Annotated in this window: 12 protein-coding genes; 6 read left to right on the forward strand and 6 right to left on the reverse strand. The window is 63.9% G+C overall.

Annotation, left to right across the window (positions count from 1 at the left end):
• Position 1: 1 nt before the first annotated feature.
• The 4 genes from xdhC to uraH form a co-directional block, all read right to left on the reverse strand.
• Positions 2–865: a xanthine dehydrogenase accessory protein XdhC gene (gene xdhC, locus ELX51_RS12110; RefSeq protein WP_127753760.1), complete on the reverse strand. Its 864-nt coding sequence runs from the start codon at positions 863–865 to the stop codon at positions 2–4.
• A gap of 115 nt (positions 866–980) precedes the next feature.
• Complete coding sequence (xdhB, locus tag ELX51_RS12115; protein WP_127753761.1) at positions 981–3,308, reverse strand: xanthine dehydrogenase molybdopterin binding subunit; 2,328 nt, start codon at positions 3,306–3,308, stop codon at positions 981–983.
• Positions 3,308–4,774, reverse strand: coding sequence for a xanthine dehydrogenase small subunit (gene xdhA, locus ELX51_RS12120; RefSeq protein WP_127753762.1), 1,467 nt, complete (start codon positions 4,772–4,774; stop codon positions 3,308–3,310). The genes xdhB and xdhA overlap by 1 nt, the downstream gene beginning before the upstream one ends.
• A complete protein-coding gene (gene uraH / locus ELX51_RS12125; protein WP_127753763.1) occupies positions 4,774–5,130 on the reverse strand; it encodes a hydroxyisourate hydrolase in 357 nt (118 codons plus the stop codon). Before uraH ends, xdhA begins: the two co-directional genes overlap by 1 nt.
• Positions 5,131–5,285: 155 nt before the next feature.
• Between uraH and puuE the strand changes: the two genes are divergently transcribed.
• Positions 5,286–6,704 carry an allantoinase PuuE gene (gene puuE / locus ELX51_RS12130; protein WP_127753764.1) on the forward strand — a complete coding sequence of 473 codons (1,419 nt, stop codon included), beginning with the start codon at positions 5,286–5,288 and terminating at the stop codon, positions 6,702–6,704.
• A 219-nt stretch (positions 6,705–6,923) separates the two neighbouring features.
• On the opposite strand, the gene ELX51_RS12135 is transcribed toward puuE, so the two are convergent.
• Positions 6,924–7,691, reverse strand: a complete 768-nt coding sequence (locus ELX51_RS12135; protein WP_164854852.1) for an FkbM family methyltransferase — start codon at positions 7,689–7,691, stop codon at positions 6,924–6,926.
• Between the two features lie 449 nt (positions 7,692–8,140).
• Here ELX51_RS12135 and ELX51_RS12140 point away from each other — a divergent pair, with 449 nt between their 5' ends.
• The 5 genes from ELX51_RS12140 (at position 8,141) to ELX51_RS12160 (ending at position 12,458) form a co-directional block, all read left to right on the forward strand.
• On the forward strand, positions 8,141–8,959 hold the full coding sequence (locus tag ELX51_RS12140) for a bifunctional allantoicase/(S)-ureidoglycine aminohydrolase (protein WP_127753766.1): 819 nt from the start codon (positions 8,141–8,143) through the stop codon (positions 8,957–8,959).
• Positions 8,960–8,963: 4 nt separating this feature from the next.
• Positions 8,964–9,464 carry an ureidoglycolate lyase gene (locus ELX51_RS12145; RefSeq protein WP_127753767.1) on the forward strand — a complete coding sequence of 167 codons (501 nt, stop codon included), beginning with the start codon at positions 8,964–8,966 and terminating at the stop codon, positions 9,462–9,464.
• 78 nt (positions 9,465–9,542) lie between these two features.
• Positions 9,543–10,061, forward strand: coding sequence for a hypothetical protein (locus ELX51_RS12150; protein WP_127753768.1), 519 nt, complete (start codon positions 9,543–9,545; stop codon positions 10,059–10,061).
• Positions 10,062–10,246: 185 nt separating this feature from the next.
• Positions 10,247–11,023, forward strand: a complete 777-nt coding sequence (gene otsB, locus ELX51_RS12155) for a trehalose-phosphatase (protein WP_206524618.1) — start codon at positions 10,247–10,249, stop codon at positions 11,021–11,023.
• Between the two features lie 28 nt (positions 11,024–11,051).
• Positions 11,052–12,458 (forward strand): trehalose-6-phosphate synthase, encoded by a 1,407-nt coding sequence (locus ELX51_RS12160; protein ID WP_127753769.1) that lies wholly within the window; start codon positions 11,052–11,054, stop codon positions 12,456–12,458.
• A 63-nt stretch (positions 12,459–12,521) separates the two neighbouring features.
• Here the strand turns inward: ELX51_RS12160 and ELX51_RS12165 are convergent, their stop codons facing one another.
• Positions 12,522–14,012, reverse strand: a complete 1,491-nt coding sequence (locus ELX51_RS12165; protein ID WP_248305105.1) for a DEAD/DEAH box helicase — start codon at positions 14,010–14,012, stop codon at positions 12,522–12,524.
• Positions 14,013–14,069: the final 57 nt, after the last annotated feature.

Genomic DNA, 14,069 nt, shown 5'->3' on the forward strand with positions numbered 1-14,069 from the left:
GCTAGCGTCCATCCACGGCCCTCAGTTCCCTGGCGCCCTGTACATGCCCAATGTCAGCTTCCCGCCGACCAATCTGAACCATAATTTCTGCCGCCGCTAGTGCCGCAATGACTTCGGGGCGCTTATCCCCAAGCCCTTGGCGGCCAATAGGTGAAACGAGCCGCTGGAGGGCCGCAGGGTCCCCTCCTTCGGCGCGAAACCAGCTGCTGAACCTGGCGCGCTTGGTCGCCGATCCCACCATGCCGATATAAGGACTGTCCGCCCGCTCCAGCGCTTCCTTGGCGAGCAGGAAATCGAGCGCATGGTCATGGGTCAGAATCACAAAACTGCTGCCCGGCGGCGCCGACCGGATCGCCGCTTCCGGCAGTGGCGTGAGCCGCGCCTCGACGCCTGCCGGCAAGCCAACCAGCTCGCTTGCCCGCGTATCCACCACATGTGCCTGCACCGGCAACAGCGCCAGCGCCTGGGCCAATGCCCGCCCTACATGACCGGCACCAAACACGAAGACATGCGGCAACGCCCGATCTTCCGCCGCCACCCGTTCGAGCAGGGCTTCGCGCAGGGCGGCATCGGCATGGCGCAACTGCACCCCGACACGGCCGCCGCAACATTGCCCGATCTCGGGCCCCAGCGGCACATCCATGGCCGCTTCCGCCTGCCCCGAGGCTAGCAGGCGCCGCGCATGGTCGATCACCATATGCTCGAGCGCCCCGCCCCCGATCGTACCGAAAATCCCCTGCGCTCCCACCAGCATGAACGTGCCCTGCTCGCGCGGGCTCGACCCGCGCACCCGCGTCAGCTCACAGGCAATTGCCTCGCTGTTGGCGCGAAGGAAAGATTGCAGCTGGGGCAGGCTCAAGGTCATGACAGCCGTCCCTGCAAGGAGGCGTGCAGGCTGATCGCCCTGCTTTGGGCTCGCGCCCTCCCTCCCCCTTGAGGGGAGGGCCGGGGTGGGGGTCCAACCGTCGGGCGCAAAACCATCACCCCCGCGCTTCCTGCTTCAACCGCTCGCACCCCATCAGCACCCGCTCGGGGGTCACTGGCGTGTCGAGCCGCGGCGGCAGCTTGTAATCGGCCATCGCAGCCACTGCCATCGAGAGCGCTTCCACCACGCTCATCGCCAGCATCAGCGGCGGCTCGCCCACCGCCTTGGAGCGCCCGATCGTGGGCTCGCTGTTCTCGGACCATTCCGCCAGCCGCACATTGAACACCGGCGGCACGTCGCTTGCGAGCGGGATCTTGTAGGTCGAAGGCGCCTTGGTGCGCAGCTGCCCCTTGGCGTCCCACCACAATTCTTCGCTCGTCAGCCACCCCATGCCCTGGATGAACCCGCCCTCGATCTGCCCGAGGTCAAGCGCCGGATTGAGCGACTTGCCGACATCATGCAGGATATCGACCCGATCCACCTGGTATTCGCCGGTGAGCGTATCGATGGTGACCTCCGAAACCGAGGCGCCATAGGAATAATAGTAGAACGGTTGCCCGCGTCCGGTGGCCCGATCCCAATGAATCTTGGGGGTCTTGTAGAAGCCCGCCGCCCAGAGCTGCACGCGGTTGAGATAAGCCGAGGCCACCAGTTCCGTGAATGGCACGAACTCGTCGCCCGCCATGATGCCCTGGGGCACCCAGACGATCTCGGCCTCATCGCACTGGTAGAGCTTGGCGGCATGGGTGGCGAGGCGCTCCTTGATCTGCCGAGCCGCATCCCAGGCGGCCATGCCATTGAGGTCCGAACCCGAAGAGGCTGCCGTGGCCGACGTGTTGGGCACTTTGGCGGTCGAGGTCGTCATGATCTTGATGCGGTCGAGCCCGACGCAGAAGGCTTCCGCCAGCACCTGCGCCACCTTGGTATGGAGCCCCTGCCCCATTTCCGTGCCGCCGTGATTAAGCTGGATCGTGCCGTCCTTGTAGACATGCACCAGCGCCCCGCCCTGGTTGTACCAGGTCGCGGTGAACGAGATCCCGAACTTGACCGGCGTCAGCGCAATCCCTTTTTTCAGCACCGGGCTCGTGGCATTGAACGCCAGCACTGCCCGGCGCCGCGCCTGATAGTCCGAACTGGCCTCCAGCTCGCTCACCACCCTGTGGATCACATTGTCGGTGATCGTTTGGTGGTAGGGCGTCACATTGTTGCTGTCGGTGCCATAGAAATTGGCCTTGCGGATCTCCAGCGGATCCTTGCCGAGGCTATAGGCGATTTCCTCTATCCAGCGTTCCGCCGCCAGCATCCCCTGCGGCCCGCCAAAGCCGCGAAACGCGGTGTTGGATACAGTGTTGGTGTAAAGCGGCTCCGAGCGCGCCCGCACCGCGGGATACCAATAGGCATTGTCGCAGTGAAACAGCGCCCGGTCCGTCACCGGTCCCGAAAGGTCCGAGGAGAACCCGGCCCGCGCGCCATACACGGCATCCACCGCCTCGATGCGGCCGGCTTCATCATAGCCCACATCATAGTCGACGACGAAATCGTGCCGCTTGCCGGTCGCCGTCATGTCGTCATCGCGGTCGGGCCGGATCTTGCAGGCGCGGTTCCATTTCTTGGCCGCCAGCGCCGCCACAGCGGCAAAGAGGTTCCCCTGCGTTTCCTTGCCACCAAAGCCGCCGCCCATCCGGCGCACATTGATCGTCACCGCGTGGTGCCCGATCCCGAGCACCTGCGCCACCATCAGCTGCACTTCACTGGGGTGTTGGGTCGAGGCATAGATCGTCACATCCTCGTCTTCGCCCGGAATGGCAAAGGCGATCTGCCCCTCAAGATAGAAGTGATCCTGCCCGCCGATAACGACGCTGCCCTTGACCCGCTTGGGCGCAGCCTTGAGCCCCGCCTCCACATCGCCACGCTGCAAGGTCAAGGGATCGACCACGAGCTTGCCGCCCGCCGCCTGCGCCGCGCGCACATCGCCGATAAAGGGCAGTTCTTTGTAATCGACCACGGCGAGATGCGCCGCGCGCCGCGCCTGGTCGCGCGTTTCGGCCAGTACCGCAAACAGCGGCTGCCCCCAGAACTGCACCTTGCCTTCCGCAAAGATCGGCTCGTCATGCCGGTGGCTGGGGCTGATGTCGTTTTCGCCCGAAATATCGGCCGATGTCAGCACGCCGATCACCCCGGGCGCGGCCAGCACCGGGGCAAAATCGATGCCGAGGATTTCCGCATGCGCCCGCGTCGACAGCGCCAGATAGGCATGCATCGTGCCCCGCGGCTCGATCATATCGTCGATATATTCGGCCGTGCCCGCCACATGCTTAGGGCCGCTATCATGGCGGGTGGGCTGATGCAGGGTCGAACGCAGCAGGGTCGGATGCTTGTTCATCACGCCACCTCTCGTTTCAGCCGCACCTGACCGCCCGTGCTTTCATGGAAAAACCGGCGCAACAAATTCTGCGCCACCAGCAGCCGGTATTCGGCCGAAGCGCGCATATCGCTGATCGGCTGATAATCCTGCGCGAAAGCTTCCACGGCCCCCTCGATCGTCTCGAGGCTCCAGGGCTTGCCGACCAGCGCCGCTTCCACCGCCCGAGCCCGCTTTGGCGTCGCCGCCATGCCGCCAAAGGCGATCCGCGCCATTCCCACGCTCCTGGCATCGTTGACGAACACCCGGAACGCCCCGCAGACCGAGGAAATATCCTCCTCGCGGCGCTTGGAGACCTTATAAACCGCGAACCGCTCGCCCGCCGGCAGATGCGGCACGGTCACGCTTTCCACGAACTCTCCGGGCTCGCGATCCTGCTTGCCATAGGCAAGGAAATAGTTCTCGAGCTTGATCTCGCGCCGGTGCTCGCCACGCCGCAGCGTCAGCTTGGCCCCGAGCGCAATCAGCGCCGGCGGCGTATCCCCGATGGGCGAGCCATTGGCGATATTGCCCCCGATCGTGCCCATATTGCGCACCTGCTCGCCCGCCAGCCGGCTCCACAGCTCCTCCATGGCGGGGAAATAGCTCTGCAGGATCGGCAGCGCCTCGGAATAGCTCACCCCGGCGTAAAACCGCACTTCGCTGTCGTTCTCGGCGATGCGCTTGAGCTCCGGCAAATGGTTGATGAAAATGGCCGGCCCGATCGGGCGCAGGAACTTGGTGACCCAAAGCCCCACATCGGTGGACCCAGCGACAATCGTCGCCTCCGGGTTCTGCTCATAAACCTCGGCGAAATCATCCAGGCTGGCCGGCACGATGATCCGCTCCGCCCCTTCCCCGATCTCCACCCGCCTGCCGTCATTGAGCGCGAGGATCCGCCCCTTGAGCGCGATCCGCTCCGCCCGCAGCGGATCGGCCTCGGGGGCGCCATAGGTCGAGATCGCCTGCGCGGCCCGGATGATCGGCGCGTAGCCCGTGCAGCGGCACAGGTTCCCCTGCAGCGCCTTTTCCACCGCGCGCTGGCTCGGCTGCGGGTCGCGCATCCACAGACCATAGAGCGACATCACGAACCCGGGCGTGCAGAACCCGCATTGCGAGCCATGGTGATCCACCATCGCCTGCTGCACCGGATGCAGCGTGCCATCCTTGGCCGCCAGGTGCTCGATCGTCACCACATGCGTGCCATGCAGGCTCGCGACGAACCGGATACAGGCCGTGACGCTGTCATAGATGATCTCGTCGCCGATCACCCGCCCCACCAGCACGGTGCAGGCCCCGCAGTCGCCCTCGGCGCAGCCTTCCTTGGAGCCGCGCAAGCCGCGCTCGAGCCGCAGGAAATCGAGCAGCGTCTGCTCGGGCCGCACCTGGTCCAGCACTACGTCCTGGTCGTTGAGGATAAAGCGGATTGCATTTGCAGTGTCGGCCATCAGCTGCCCCGATAAGTGGAATAGGCAAAAGGGCTCACCAGCAGCGGCACATGGTAATGCTTGTCTTCGCTGATCGTAAACCGCACCGGCACCACGTCCAGAAATGCCGCTTCGGGCTCCATCCCCAGCCGGGCGAAATATTGCCCCACATGGAAATGGATCTCGAACTCGCCATGCTGGAACTGCTCGCCTTCGAGCAGCGGCTGGTCCACCCGGCCGTCGGCATTGGTATAGCTTTCGGCAATATGGTGATTATGGTCGCCATGCACAAACAACAGGTCGAGGCGCATGCCCCGCGCCGGCGTGCCGTTCATGGTATCGAGTACATGCGTCGTCAGGCGTCCTGAACCCGCCATTATTCTTCTACTTCCCTAGTCCCCGGCCCGCGAGATTAAACCAATAGCGCCAGCGGGCAACGCCTAATTTTTACCAGCTGGTCCAAATTTGTGCATCTTGGTGCGACGCCCGCGACTCATTAGTCTCGCCCCGACACTTGCCCGGAACTTCTCTCATGAATCGTTACCCCCGCGACATGCATGGTTATGGCCCCACCCCGCCCCACGCCAACTGGCCCGGCGGCGCCCATATCGCAGTGCAGTTCGTGCTGAACTACGAGGAAGGGGGCGAAAACAACATCCTGCATGGTGACGCGGGCTCGGAAGCCTTTCTCGCCGATGTGGTGGGCGCCGCTCCCTGGCCCGGCCTTCGCCACTGGAACATCGAGTCCATGTATGAATATGGTGCTCGCGCCGGCTTCTGGCGGCTCCATCGCCTGTTCACCGAAGCCCGGCTGCCCGTCACAATCTATGGCGTCGCCACCGCCCTCATGCGCGCCCCCGCTCAGCTTGCCGCCATGCAGGATGCAGGGTGGGAAATCGCCAGCCACGGCCTCAAATGGGTCGAGCACAAGGACATGCCCGCCGAACTCGAGCGCGAGCAGATCCGCGAGGCCATCCGCCTGCACACCATCGCCACCGGCAGCCGCCCCTTGGGCTGGTATACCGGCCGCTGCTCGCTCAACACCGTCGATCTCGTGTCAGAAGAAGGCGGCTTTGCCTATGTCTCGGACACCTATGATGACGACCTGCCCTATTGGCGCGTCCACCAGAACCGGCCGCAGCTCATCCTTCCCTATACGCTCTCGGCCAATGACATGCGCTTTGTCACCGCCTCGGGCTTTGACAATGGCGAGGAATATTTCCAGTTCCTCAAGGACAGCTTTGATTGCCTTTATGCCGAAGGCCAGGCCGGCTCACCCAAGATGATGTCGATTGGCCTGCATTGCCGGCTCGTCGGCCAGCCCGGCCGGTTCCAGGGCCTCAAGAAGTTCATCGACTACATCAAGAGCTTCCCCCAAGTCTGGGTCCCGACTCGCCTCCAGATCGCCGAGCACTGGACGCGCGAGCACCCCTACCAGGCCCCGGCGCTGGTTCCGAGCCGGCTGCCCAAGCCCGAATTCGTCGAGCGTTTCGGCTCGATCTTCGAGCACTCCCCCTGGATCGCCGAGCGCGCCTGGGATGGCGAACTCGCCCCCGCCAACGACACCGCCATCGGCCTGCATTTCGCTTTGCGCACCCAGTTCCGCCTCGCCAGCGATGAAGAACGCCTCGCCGTGCTGCGCGCCCACCCCGATCTGGCCGGCAAGCTCGCCACCGCCAGGCGCCTCACCGAGGCCTCCACCGCCGAACAGGCTTCCGCGGGCCTCGATGCCCTCACCGACGACGAACGCGCCGAATTCACCCGTCTCAACACCGCCTACGTGGAAAAATTCGGTTTTCCCTTCATCATCGCCGTGCGCGACAACACCAAGGCCACCATCCTCGCCGCCTTCCGCCAGCGCCTCGACAACAGCCCTCAGGCCGAGTTCACCACGGCCTGCCGCCAAGTCGAACGGATCGCCCAACTCCGCCTCCAGGCCATCCTGCCCTAGCCACTCTTTCTTCACCTCCCCCTCGACGGGGGAGGCCGGGTGGGGGTGCGAAAGCCCCAAAGCTCTTAGCTTATCCAAGCCACTCCCAAACCCTCAGCTCCTGCCCTCCCTCCCCCTTGAGGGGAGGGATCGAGGGTGGGGGTTCCGGCGCCCGGGCTGACCCAGGATCCACCGCAGAGACGCGACGCAAACCCCGCCACGCAGCGGTGACCAAAAGCCTCAATCCTCCACCCGCAACCAGCACTCCACCGTCAGAATCGTCTCGCGCCGCTCCAGCCCCGCCGAAGCCAGCATCAGATATAATTCCCCCAGCCGCGCTTCCCCGAACGCCAGCGGATGGAACTCGATGATCGCCACGTCGATCTGGCGCAGCAGCATTGGATTTTCGCGGCAGAACTCGTATTCGCCCCCCTCAATGTCCATGATGAGGGCGCTGAACGCCTCTCCCGCTACAGCTTCCAGCGCTTCCACCGTCGTGGTGGGCACGGGCGTGCCGCTCGCCACCACCTGGTTGCTGTCCATATCTGCATCGGTGCTGATCATGGCGCTGGGCTGCCGCGTCACCACGGCATTAACCGCGTGGAATCGGGCTCCATTGGCCATCCTGTTGGCTTCGAGCGTCGGCATCAGCAGCGGATTGGCTTCCACCGCGACATGCAGGTCCCGATTGTCCAGCATGCTGTTGATGACGCAGGACACCACCCCGATACAGGCCCCCAGCTCCAGCACGCAGGCATTGTGCGGCAGATAGCGCTTGATCAGCGTCCTTTCGGGATACTCATAGGTATCGACAGTGAATTTCCCGCGCATTTCGCGCGAGGTGTAGGCAGCGGGAATGGTGAACACCATGCCTTCGCTGCGATAGGTGCGCACAAACAGATCGAAGTATAATCCGGCCGCATATTTCGCCGTCCGGTTGAGGCGATAGCCGATCCCCGATCGTGTCGCCCCCTTTAAACCATAGACCACCGTCTGAGCCAGTTTCATGGCTACCCCCCGCAGGTGTGTTCCACTGCCCGGCCCCCGCCCAACGTGGAAAATGCATACGCAAGGAAGGTGACTTGCCCAATCCATCCCGGCAAACCAGCCAGATGAGCCTACTGGAATACCGCCTTTGATCTAGATCGTGACAATGGATCGGCTGAGGGTCCGGAACGAAAAAGCCTAGCGAAGCCGGAAGCTTAGCTCTTGGTCGGGGCTCAACTCAGCGCGCCACGGGCCTCTGCAGCGCTAGGAACAACCCCATCAGGGAAAGGCCACCGCGAGAACTGCGTAAGCCGCACGCCTTACGCGGGCCTCTGCCCGCACCAACCGCCAGGCGCCAACCACGGCAAAGCGAGCGTGACAATTGCCGCTCCTCACCGCCGCTTCCCCATGGCCGAGCGGCAAAACACGCTCTAGTGTTTGCCCAGCGTTCACCATCGGCACCCGAGTCCATGCCCCCATCCTATGCCAGCCCCGCTGCGGGCCTTCCGCCCCAGACTGCCCTTCACACCGGCCGCGCCGTTTTCACCGAGGCCTATGCGCTGATCCCGCAAGGCGTGATGCGCGACATCGTCACCAGCTTCCTGCCTCATTGGCACAACACCCGCTGCTGGATCATCGCTCGGCCCCTCTCGGGCTTTGCCGAAACCTTCTCGCAATACATTGTTGAAGTGGCGCCCGGCGGCGGCAGTGAGCAACCCGAGCCCAATCCGGAAGCCGAAGGCGTGCTGTTCGTGGTTGCCGGCGAGGCGAGCCTCACCATCGAAGGTCAGGCCCACACGCTCGTCGCTGGCGGCTACGCCTTCCTGCCCCCAGGCTGTCGCTGGACCCTCGGCAATTCGGGTTCAGCCCCCCTGCGCTTTCATTGGGTGCGCAAGCGCTACGAGGCTGCCGCCGGCGTCGAAGCGCCCACCGCCTTTGTCACCAACGAAACCGAGCAGCCCATCCACTGGATGCCCGGAACTTCGGAGCGCTGGGGCACCACCCGCTTTGTCGAGCCCACCGATCTTCGGCACGACATGCATGTCAACATCGTCACGCTCGAGCCCGGCGCCGTTATTCCCTTCGAGGAAACCCATGTCATGGAGCACGGCCTTTATGTGCTCGAAGGCAAGGCCGTGTATCGGCTCAACCGCGATTGGGTTGAGGTGGAAGCAGGCGACTTCATGTGGCTGCGCGCCTTTTGCCCCCAGGCCTGTTACGCCGGCCCCGAGCGCTTCCGCTACCTGCTCTACAAAGACGTCAACCGCCACGCCAAGCTGAGCTTTTAAGCCCATGAGCGACAACACCATCTTCATCGAGCCGCTGACGGCGGAGGCCTTCGCGCCCTTTGGTCAGGTGATCCAGACCGAGGGCGCCCAGCACTTTCCCATCAACAACGGCAAGACGGAGCGCTTCCATGATCTGGCGCAGGTGCAATTGGCCGGACCCAGTTCGCGCCCCATCATCTCCATCGCCCGCGGCCAGCCCTATAGCCTGCCCCTAACCCTGGCCATGGTCGAGCGCCATCCCTTTGGCAGCCAGGCCTTTCATCCGCTGTCGAACCGCCCATTCCTTGTGATCGTCGCGCCTGACGAAAACGGCACCCCCGGCCGCCCCCGGGCCTTCCTCACCGCGCCCGGTCAAGGCATCAACTACGCCATTAACACCTGGCATGGCGTGCTGACCCCGCTGGACGTGCCTGCCGATTTCCTCCTGGTCGATCGCGCCGGCGACGGCCCCAATCTCGAGGAATATTTCTATCCCACCCCCTGGCAGGTTGTGGCGGCGAGCTGAACGGCACTGATCTTGGCTAGGCGGGAACAGGCCGGGCGGTCACCGCGTTGGTGAATGCTTGGTTAAGAGGATCCCGCAATGCACAAGACCTCCCTCCCCGCCGCGCTACTCACTGCCACCTTCCTGGCTCTTGCCGGCCCCGTCGCCGCCCAGTCGGGTCTCGGCTGGACGCGCTTTGAGGATCCCGCTCTGGGCTACCGCATCGAGGTCCCGCTCGATCATTATGGTCAGGACGGTGCGGCCGATGCTTCGGGCATCCGCACATTTGATGCGCTCGATGGCTCGGGCCAGCTCAGCATTTTCGGCGCCCCCAACACTGACGACCTTAGCATCGCTCAGTTGCAGGAAGCCGTCGCCTCGAGCGGGCAGATCGACAATGTCACCTACCGGGCCAGCGGCAATAGCTGGTTTGTCCTTTCCGGCTACGACACCGACGAGAACGGCCGGGAACTCGTGGTCTATACCAAGTTCCTGTTCAACCGCGACCGCTCCGCCTTCGCAGCGTTCGAGATCAGCTACCCCGAAGACGAGCGCAGCCGCTACAACCCCATTGTCACCCGGATCGAAAAGAGCCTGCGCGCGCCAGCCCCGGTTTGAGCTGGCGCGGCAGGCGCACCTTGCCCCCGCGCACCCGAAGAAATTGATCGCAGGGTTGATGAACACGTTCACGATCCGTTAAGACTGCGTTCATCTTCGTGGTTTTCGCATGGCGGCCTTGCCCGAGCGAACCATTCCCCTGCCACCGCGTTGGCCTTGCATCCACAGCTCGGAAGGCTTCTGGCATGTCCATGATCGATCATTCAGCGCCCCATACGACGCAGCGCCTCGCCATCTTCACCGATTTCGACGGCACTCTGGTGGAGATTGCGCCAACCCCTGATTCCATTGATGTTCCAGCGTCTCTGCCCGATCAATTGCAGCGCGCCGCACGCGAACTCGACAGCGCCTTTGCCGTGATCACCGGTCGCGAGATCGAGGACATCGACAAGTTCCTCTCTCCCCTGCAACTCCCGGTTGCCGGCGCTCATGGCACCCAGCGCCGCCGCGCCGATGGCACGATGGAAGAGATTGATTCAGAACTCCTTTCGGGCGCCGAACACATCGCGCAAGCCGTCACGCCGCTCGTTATGGCGCACCCTGAACTGCTGATCGAAGCCAAGGACGGCGCCGTCGCCCTCCACTTCCGCCAGGCCCCGGAGCTCGAAGAACTCTGCCGACAGGCCCTGCAAGAAGCAGTCAACAGCTATACCGATTTCGCGCTGATCGCCGGCAAAATGGTCTTTGAAGCCCGCCCCAAGGGCATCAGCAAGGGTACCGCCTTGCGCGCCTTCATGCAGGAAGAGCCCTTTGTCGGCCGCACCCCGATCTTTATCGGCGATGACGTCACCGACGAGGACGGCTTCATCGCGGCCCAGGAACTGGGCGGCGTCGGCATCAAGTTGGGCGAAGGCGACACCCATGCGCGGATGCGCATTTCCAATGTTGCATCGGTGCATGCATTGATCCGTGGGCTGGGAGACATCGTCGCGCGCGAGCGTGACGCCCTGCCCCCACACTGAGACCAGACGAAGGGGGGCACCCGTCGCAATGAGCCGCTTGATTGTAGTTTCCAACCGGACCCCGGGCAAATCAGCCGCCGCGGGCGGACTTGCTGTCGCCTTGCGCAAAACCCTGTCCGAGCGCGAAGGCTTTTGGTTCGGCTGGTCTGGCAAATTGACCGACGCCCCCTCGGTTCAAGCGCGCTTCGAGGATGTTGAAGGGCTCTCGGTTGCGACTATCGATCTGACCCGGGACGACCATCAGGCCTATTATGCCGGGTTCTCCAACTCCATCCTGTGGCCCAGCTTCCATCTGCGCCTCGACTTGGCGCATATCGATTCCACCTGGTACGAGGGCTATCGCCGGGTAAACCAGCAATTCGCCCGGGCGCTGCTGCCCTTGCTGCAGCCAGACGACGTGATTTGGGTGCACGACTACCACCTGATCCCGCTCGCCAGCGAGTTGCGTAGCCTTGGCGCCACCAACCGCATGGGCTTTTATCTGCACATCCCCTTCCCCACTGCCGACGCGCTTTATGCCATTCCCCATCATCTCGATTTGATGCGGGACGTCTCCCGCTACGACCTAGTGGGCATGCAGGCCAATCGCGACGTCGCCGCCTTTACCGAGGCGGTGGAGAACATGACCCACACCAATCTTTCGGGCGACCCGCTGCAGCTGTTTGATTTCGCCCGCACCGAGGTTGCCGCCTTCCCCATCGGCTCCGATCCCGCCGCTTTTTCGCGCATGGCCGTAAGCCCCGCCGCCAACAAGATGGTCAAGCGCATGGACCGCGTCCTTGTCGGACAGCAATTGATCCTGGGCGTCGATCGGCTTGATTATTCCAAGGGCTTGCCGCAGCGGGTCGAGGCCTATGAAAAGCTACTCGAGAACAATAATCGCTTCCGCCGACGCGTCCATATGCTCCAGATCGCGCCCCCTTCCCGGGACTCCATCAAGGAATACCAGGAAACCAGCGACACGCTCGACGCCATCTGCGGCCGCGTCATGGGCCGCTTTGCCGAACCCGACTGGGCGCCGCTGACCTATGTCAAACGCGCCTATGGCCAAGCCAGCCTTGCCGGCTTCTACCGCTTGGCGCGGGTGGGTCTGGTCACGCCCCTGCGCGACGGCATGAACCTTGTCGCCCACGAGTTCATTGGCTCGCAAAACCCAGCCGACCCTGGCGTCCTGGTGTTATCGCGCTTTGCCGGCGCGGCCGAGATCTTCGAGGACGCCATCCTCGTCAACCCCTTTGATACGGATGAAACGGCCGAAGCGCTGCGCCTCGCCCTCGACATGCCGCTGGAGGAGCGTCAGACCCGTTGGCGCTCATTGATGGCTGCCGCTCAGAAACACAATGTGGATGACTGGTCCAAGGCATTCCTTGAGCGCCTCTCCCCCGCGGGAGCTTCCTCGGGCACGCCCAAGCGCGACATCCTTTATCTCGCCTGAAGTGGCGAACCGACCCCGTAAGCAAAAAGGGCGGCTCCGAGGAGCCGCCCTTTTCTGTTCCATTTAGCCGTTGGCGCGACGCGCCCGCCCGGCTTCCTTCTGGGGCTTGCCCCAGCGCTGCTTGGGCTTGCCATCCACCTTGGCACCGATCAGCTTGCCGGTATCGCCATCACGACGCACGCGGTTGACCTGCCCTTCCGGGCGGGTGCGTGGTGCAGCTTCAGCAGGCGGCCGGGTCCGTGCGGCAGGCTTGCCTTCTTCCGCAAAGGCCGCGAATGGCCGGCGCTCGGCTGGCGAGCGACGATCCTGCTGCGCCGGCTTGGGGTTGCGTGCCGTGCGCGGTCCGGGGCGATTACCGGCTGGCTTATAAGCCGAGCGCGGTGCTTCCACGACGCCGGTGTCATTGGCCAAGTGCAGGTCGCCCGAAACCGGCAGCGTGCGCCGGATCAGCCGTTCAACGTCGCGCAGCTTGCCGCGCTCGGTGCCGTCACACAGGGTAATGGCAATGCCTGAAGCGCCATTCCGGCCCGTCCGGCCGATGCGGTGAACATAGTTCTCCGGATCGTCGGGCAGTTCGTAATTGACCACATGGGTGATGCCGGGCACGTCGATGCCGCGGGCCGCGATGTCGGTTGCGACCAGGATACGCACTTCGCCGGTGGCAAAACCCTTGAGGGCTGCCTGACGCGCATTCTGCGACTTGTTGCCGTGGATCGCCGCGGCCTTGTGGCCGTCGATCTCGAGGCTCTTTGCCACCCGATCGGCACCATGCTTGGTGCGCGAGAAGATGATCACGCGCTCCATATTCTCGGTTTCGCTGGCGAGCAGTTCGTTGAGCACGCCACGCTTGGCCTTGGAGCCCGACATGATCACGCGCTGGTCGATCTTGACCACGGTCGAGCCGGCGACCTGCGCATCAACACGCACTGGATCGTTCAGCAGGCCCTTGGCCAGCTCTGCAACTTCAGGCGCCATGGTCGCCGAAAACAGCATGGTCTGGCGGCGCGTGCCAATGGCCTTGGCGATGTGCTTGACCGGGGCGATAAAGCCCATGTCGAGCATCCGGTCGGCCTCGTCGAGCACCAGCCAACGCGTTTCGTTGAGCTTGATCTTGCCGTCGTCCATCAGGTCCTTGAGGCGACCGGGAGTGGCGACAACCACGTCCACGCCCTTGGCGAGCTTCTGGACCTGGTGGTAACGCGACACCCCGCCCAGCACCAGAACGGTGGAGAGCTGCATCTTGGAGCCCGCAAACTTGCGGATGTTTTCTTCGATCTGCACCGCCAATTCGCGGGTCGGCGCCAGGATCAGCGCGCGGGCGGTCAACGGCCGCGCCTTGCCGGTCAGCGTCAACAGCCCCGCCAGGATCGGCAGGCCAAAGGCTGCGGTCTTGCCCGAACCGGTCTGGGCAATGCCGACCATGTCCCGGCCAGCCAGCAGCTTGGGAATGGCCTGGAGTTGGATCTTGGTGGGCTCGGTGAAGCCGCCGGCGGTCAGACTGTCAGTCAGGACTGCGGGCAGGCCGAGGGAAATAAAATCGTTCAATTCAATCATACTTTCTGCGCCGATGAAGCGCATCGGGCGCGCAGAACAATGCAGCGCGCCGGTCGC

Origin of the sequence: Devosia sp. 1566 (assembly GCF_004005995.1) — a bacterium.
Lineage (GTDB): Bacteria > Pseudomonadota > Alphaproteobacteria > Rhizobiales > Devosiaceae > Devosia.

Bases quoted from the DNA above. Each gene is read 5' to 3' on its own strand.
- xdhC (WP_127753760.1), bottom strand. From the start codon at position 865: ATGACCTTGAGCCTGCCCCAGCTGCAATCTTTCCTTCGCGCCAACAGC.
- xdhB (WP_127753761.1), bottom strand. From the start codon at position 3,308: ATGAACAAGCATCCGACCCTGCTGCGTTCGACCCTGCATCAGCCCACC.
- xdhA (WP_127753762.1), bottom strand. From the start codon at position 4,774: ATGGCCGACACTGCAAATGCAATCCGCTTTATCCTCAACGACCAGGAC.
- uraH (WP_127753763.1), bottom strand. From the start codon at position 5,130: ATGGCGGGTTCAGGACGCCTGACGACGCATGTACTCGATACCATGAAC.
- puuE (WP_127753764.1), top strand. From the start codon at position 5,286: ATGAATCGTTACCCCCGCGACATGCATGGTTATGGCCCCACCCCGCCC.
- ELX51_RS12135 (WP_164854852.1), bottom strand. From the start codon at position 7,691: ATGAAACTGGCTCAGACGGTGGTCTATGGTTTAAAGGGGGCGACACGA.
- ELX51_RS12140 (WP_127753766.1), top strand. From the start codon at position 8,141: ATGCCCCCATCCTATGCCAGCCCCGCTGCGGGCCTTCCGCCCCAGACT.
- ELX51_RS12145 (WP_127753767.1), top strand. From the start codon at position 8,964: ATGAGCGACAACACCATCTTCATCGAGCCGCTGACGGCGGAGGCCTTC.
- ELX51_RS12150 (WP_127753768.1), top strand. From the start codon at position 9,543: ATGCACAAGACCTCCCTCCCCGCCGCGCTACTCACTGCCACCTTCCTG.
- otsB (WP_206524618.1), top strand. From the start codon at position 10,247: ATGTCCATGATCGATCATTCAGCGCCCCATACGACGCAGCGCCTCGCC.
- ELX51_RS12160 (WP_127753769.1), top strand. From the start codon at position 11,052: ATGAGCCGCTTGATTGTAGTTTCCAACCGGACCCCGGGCAAATCAGCC.
- ELX51_RS12165 (WP_248305105.1), bottom strand. From the start codon at position 14,012: ATGATTGAATTGAACGATTTTATTTCCCTCGGCCTGCCCGCAGTCCTG.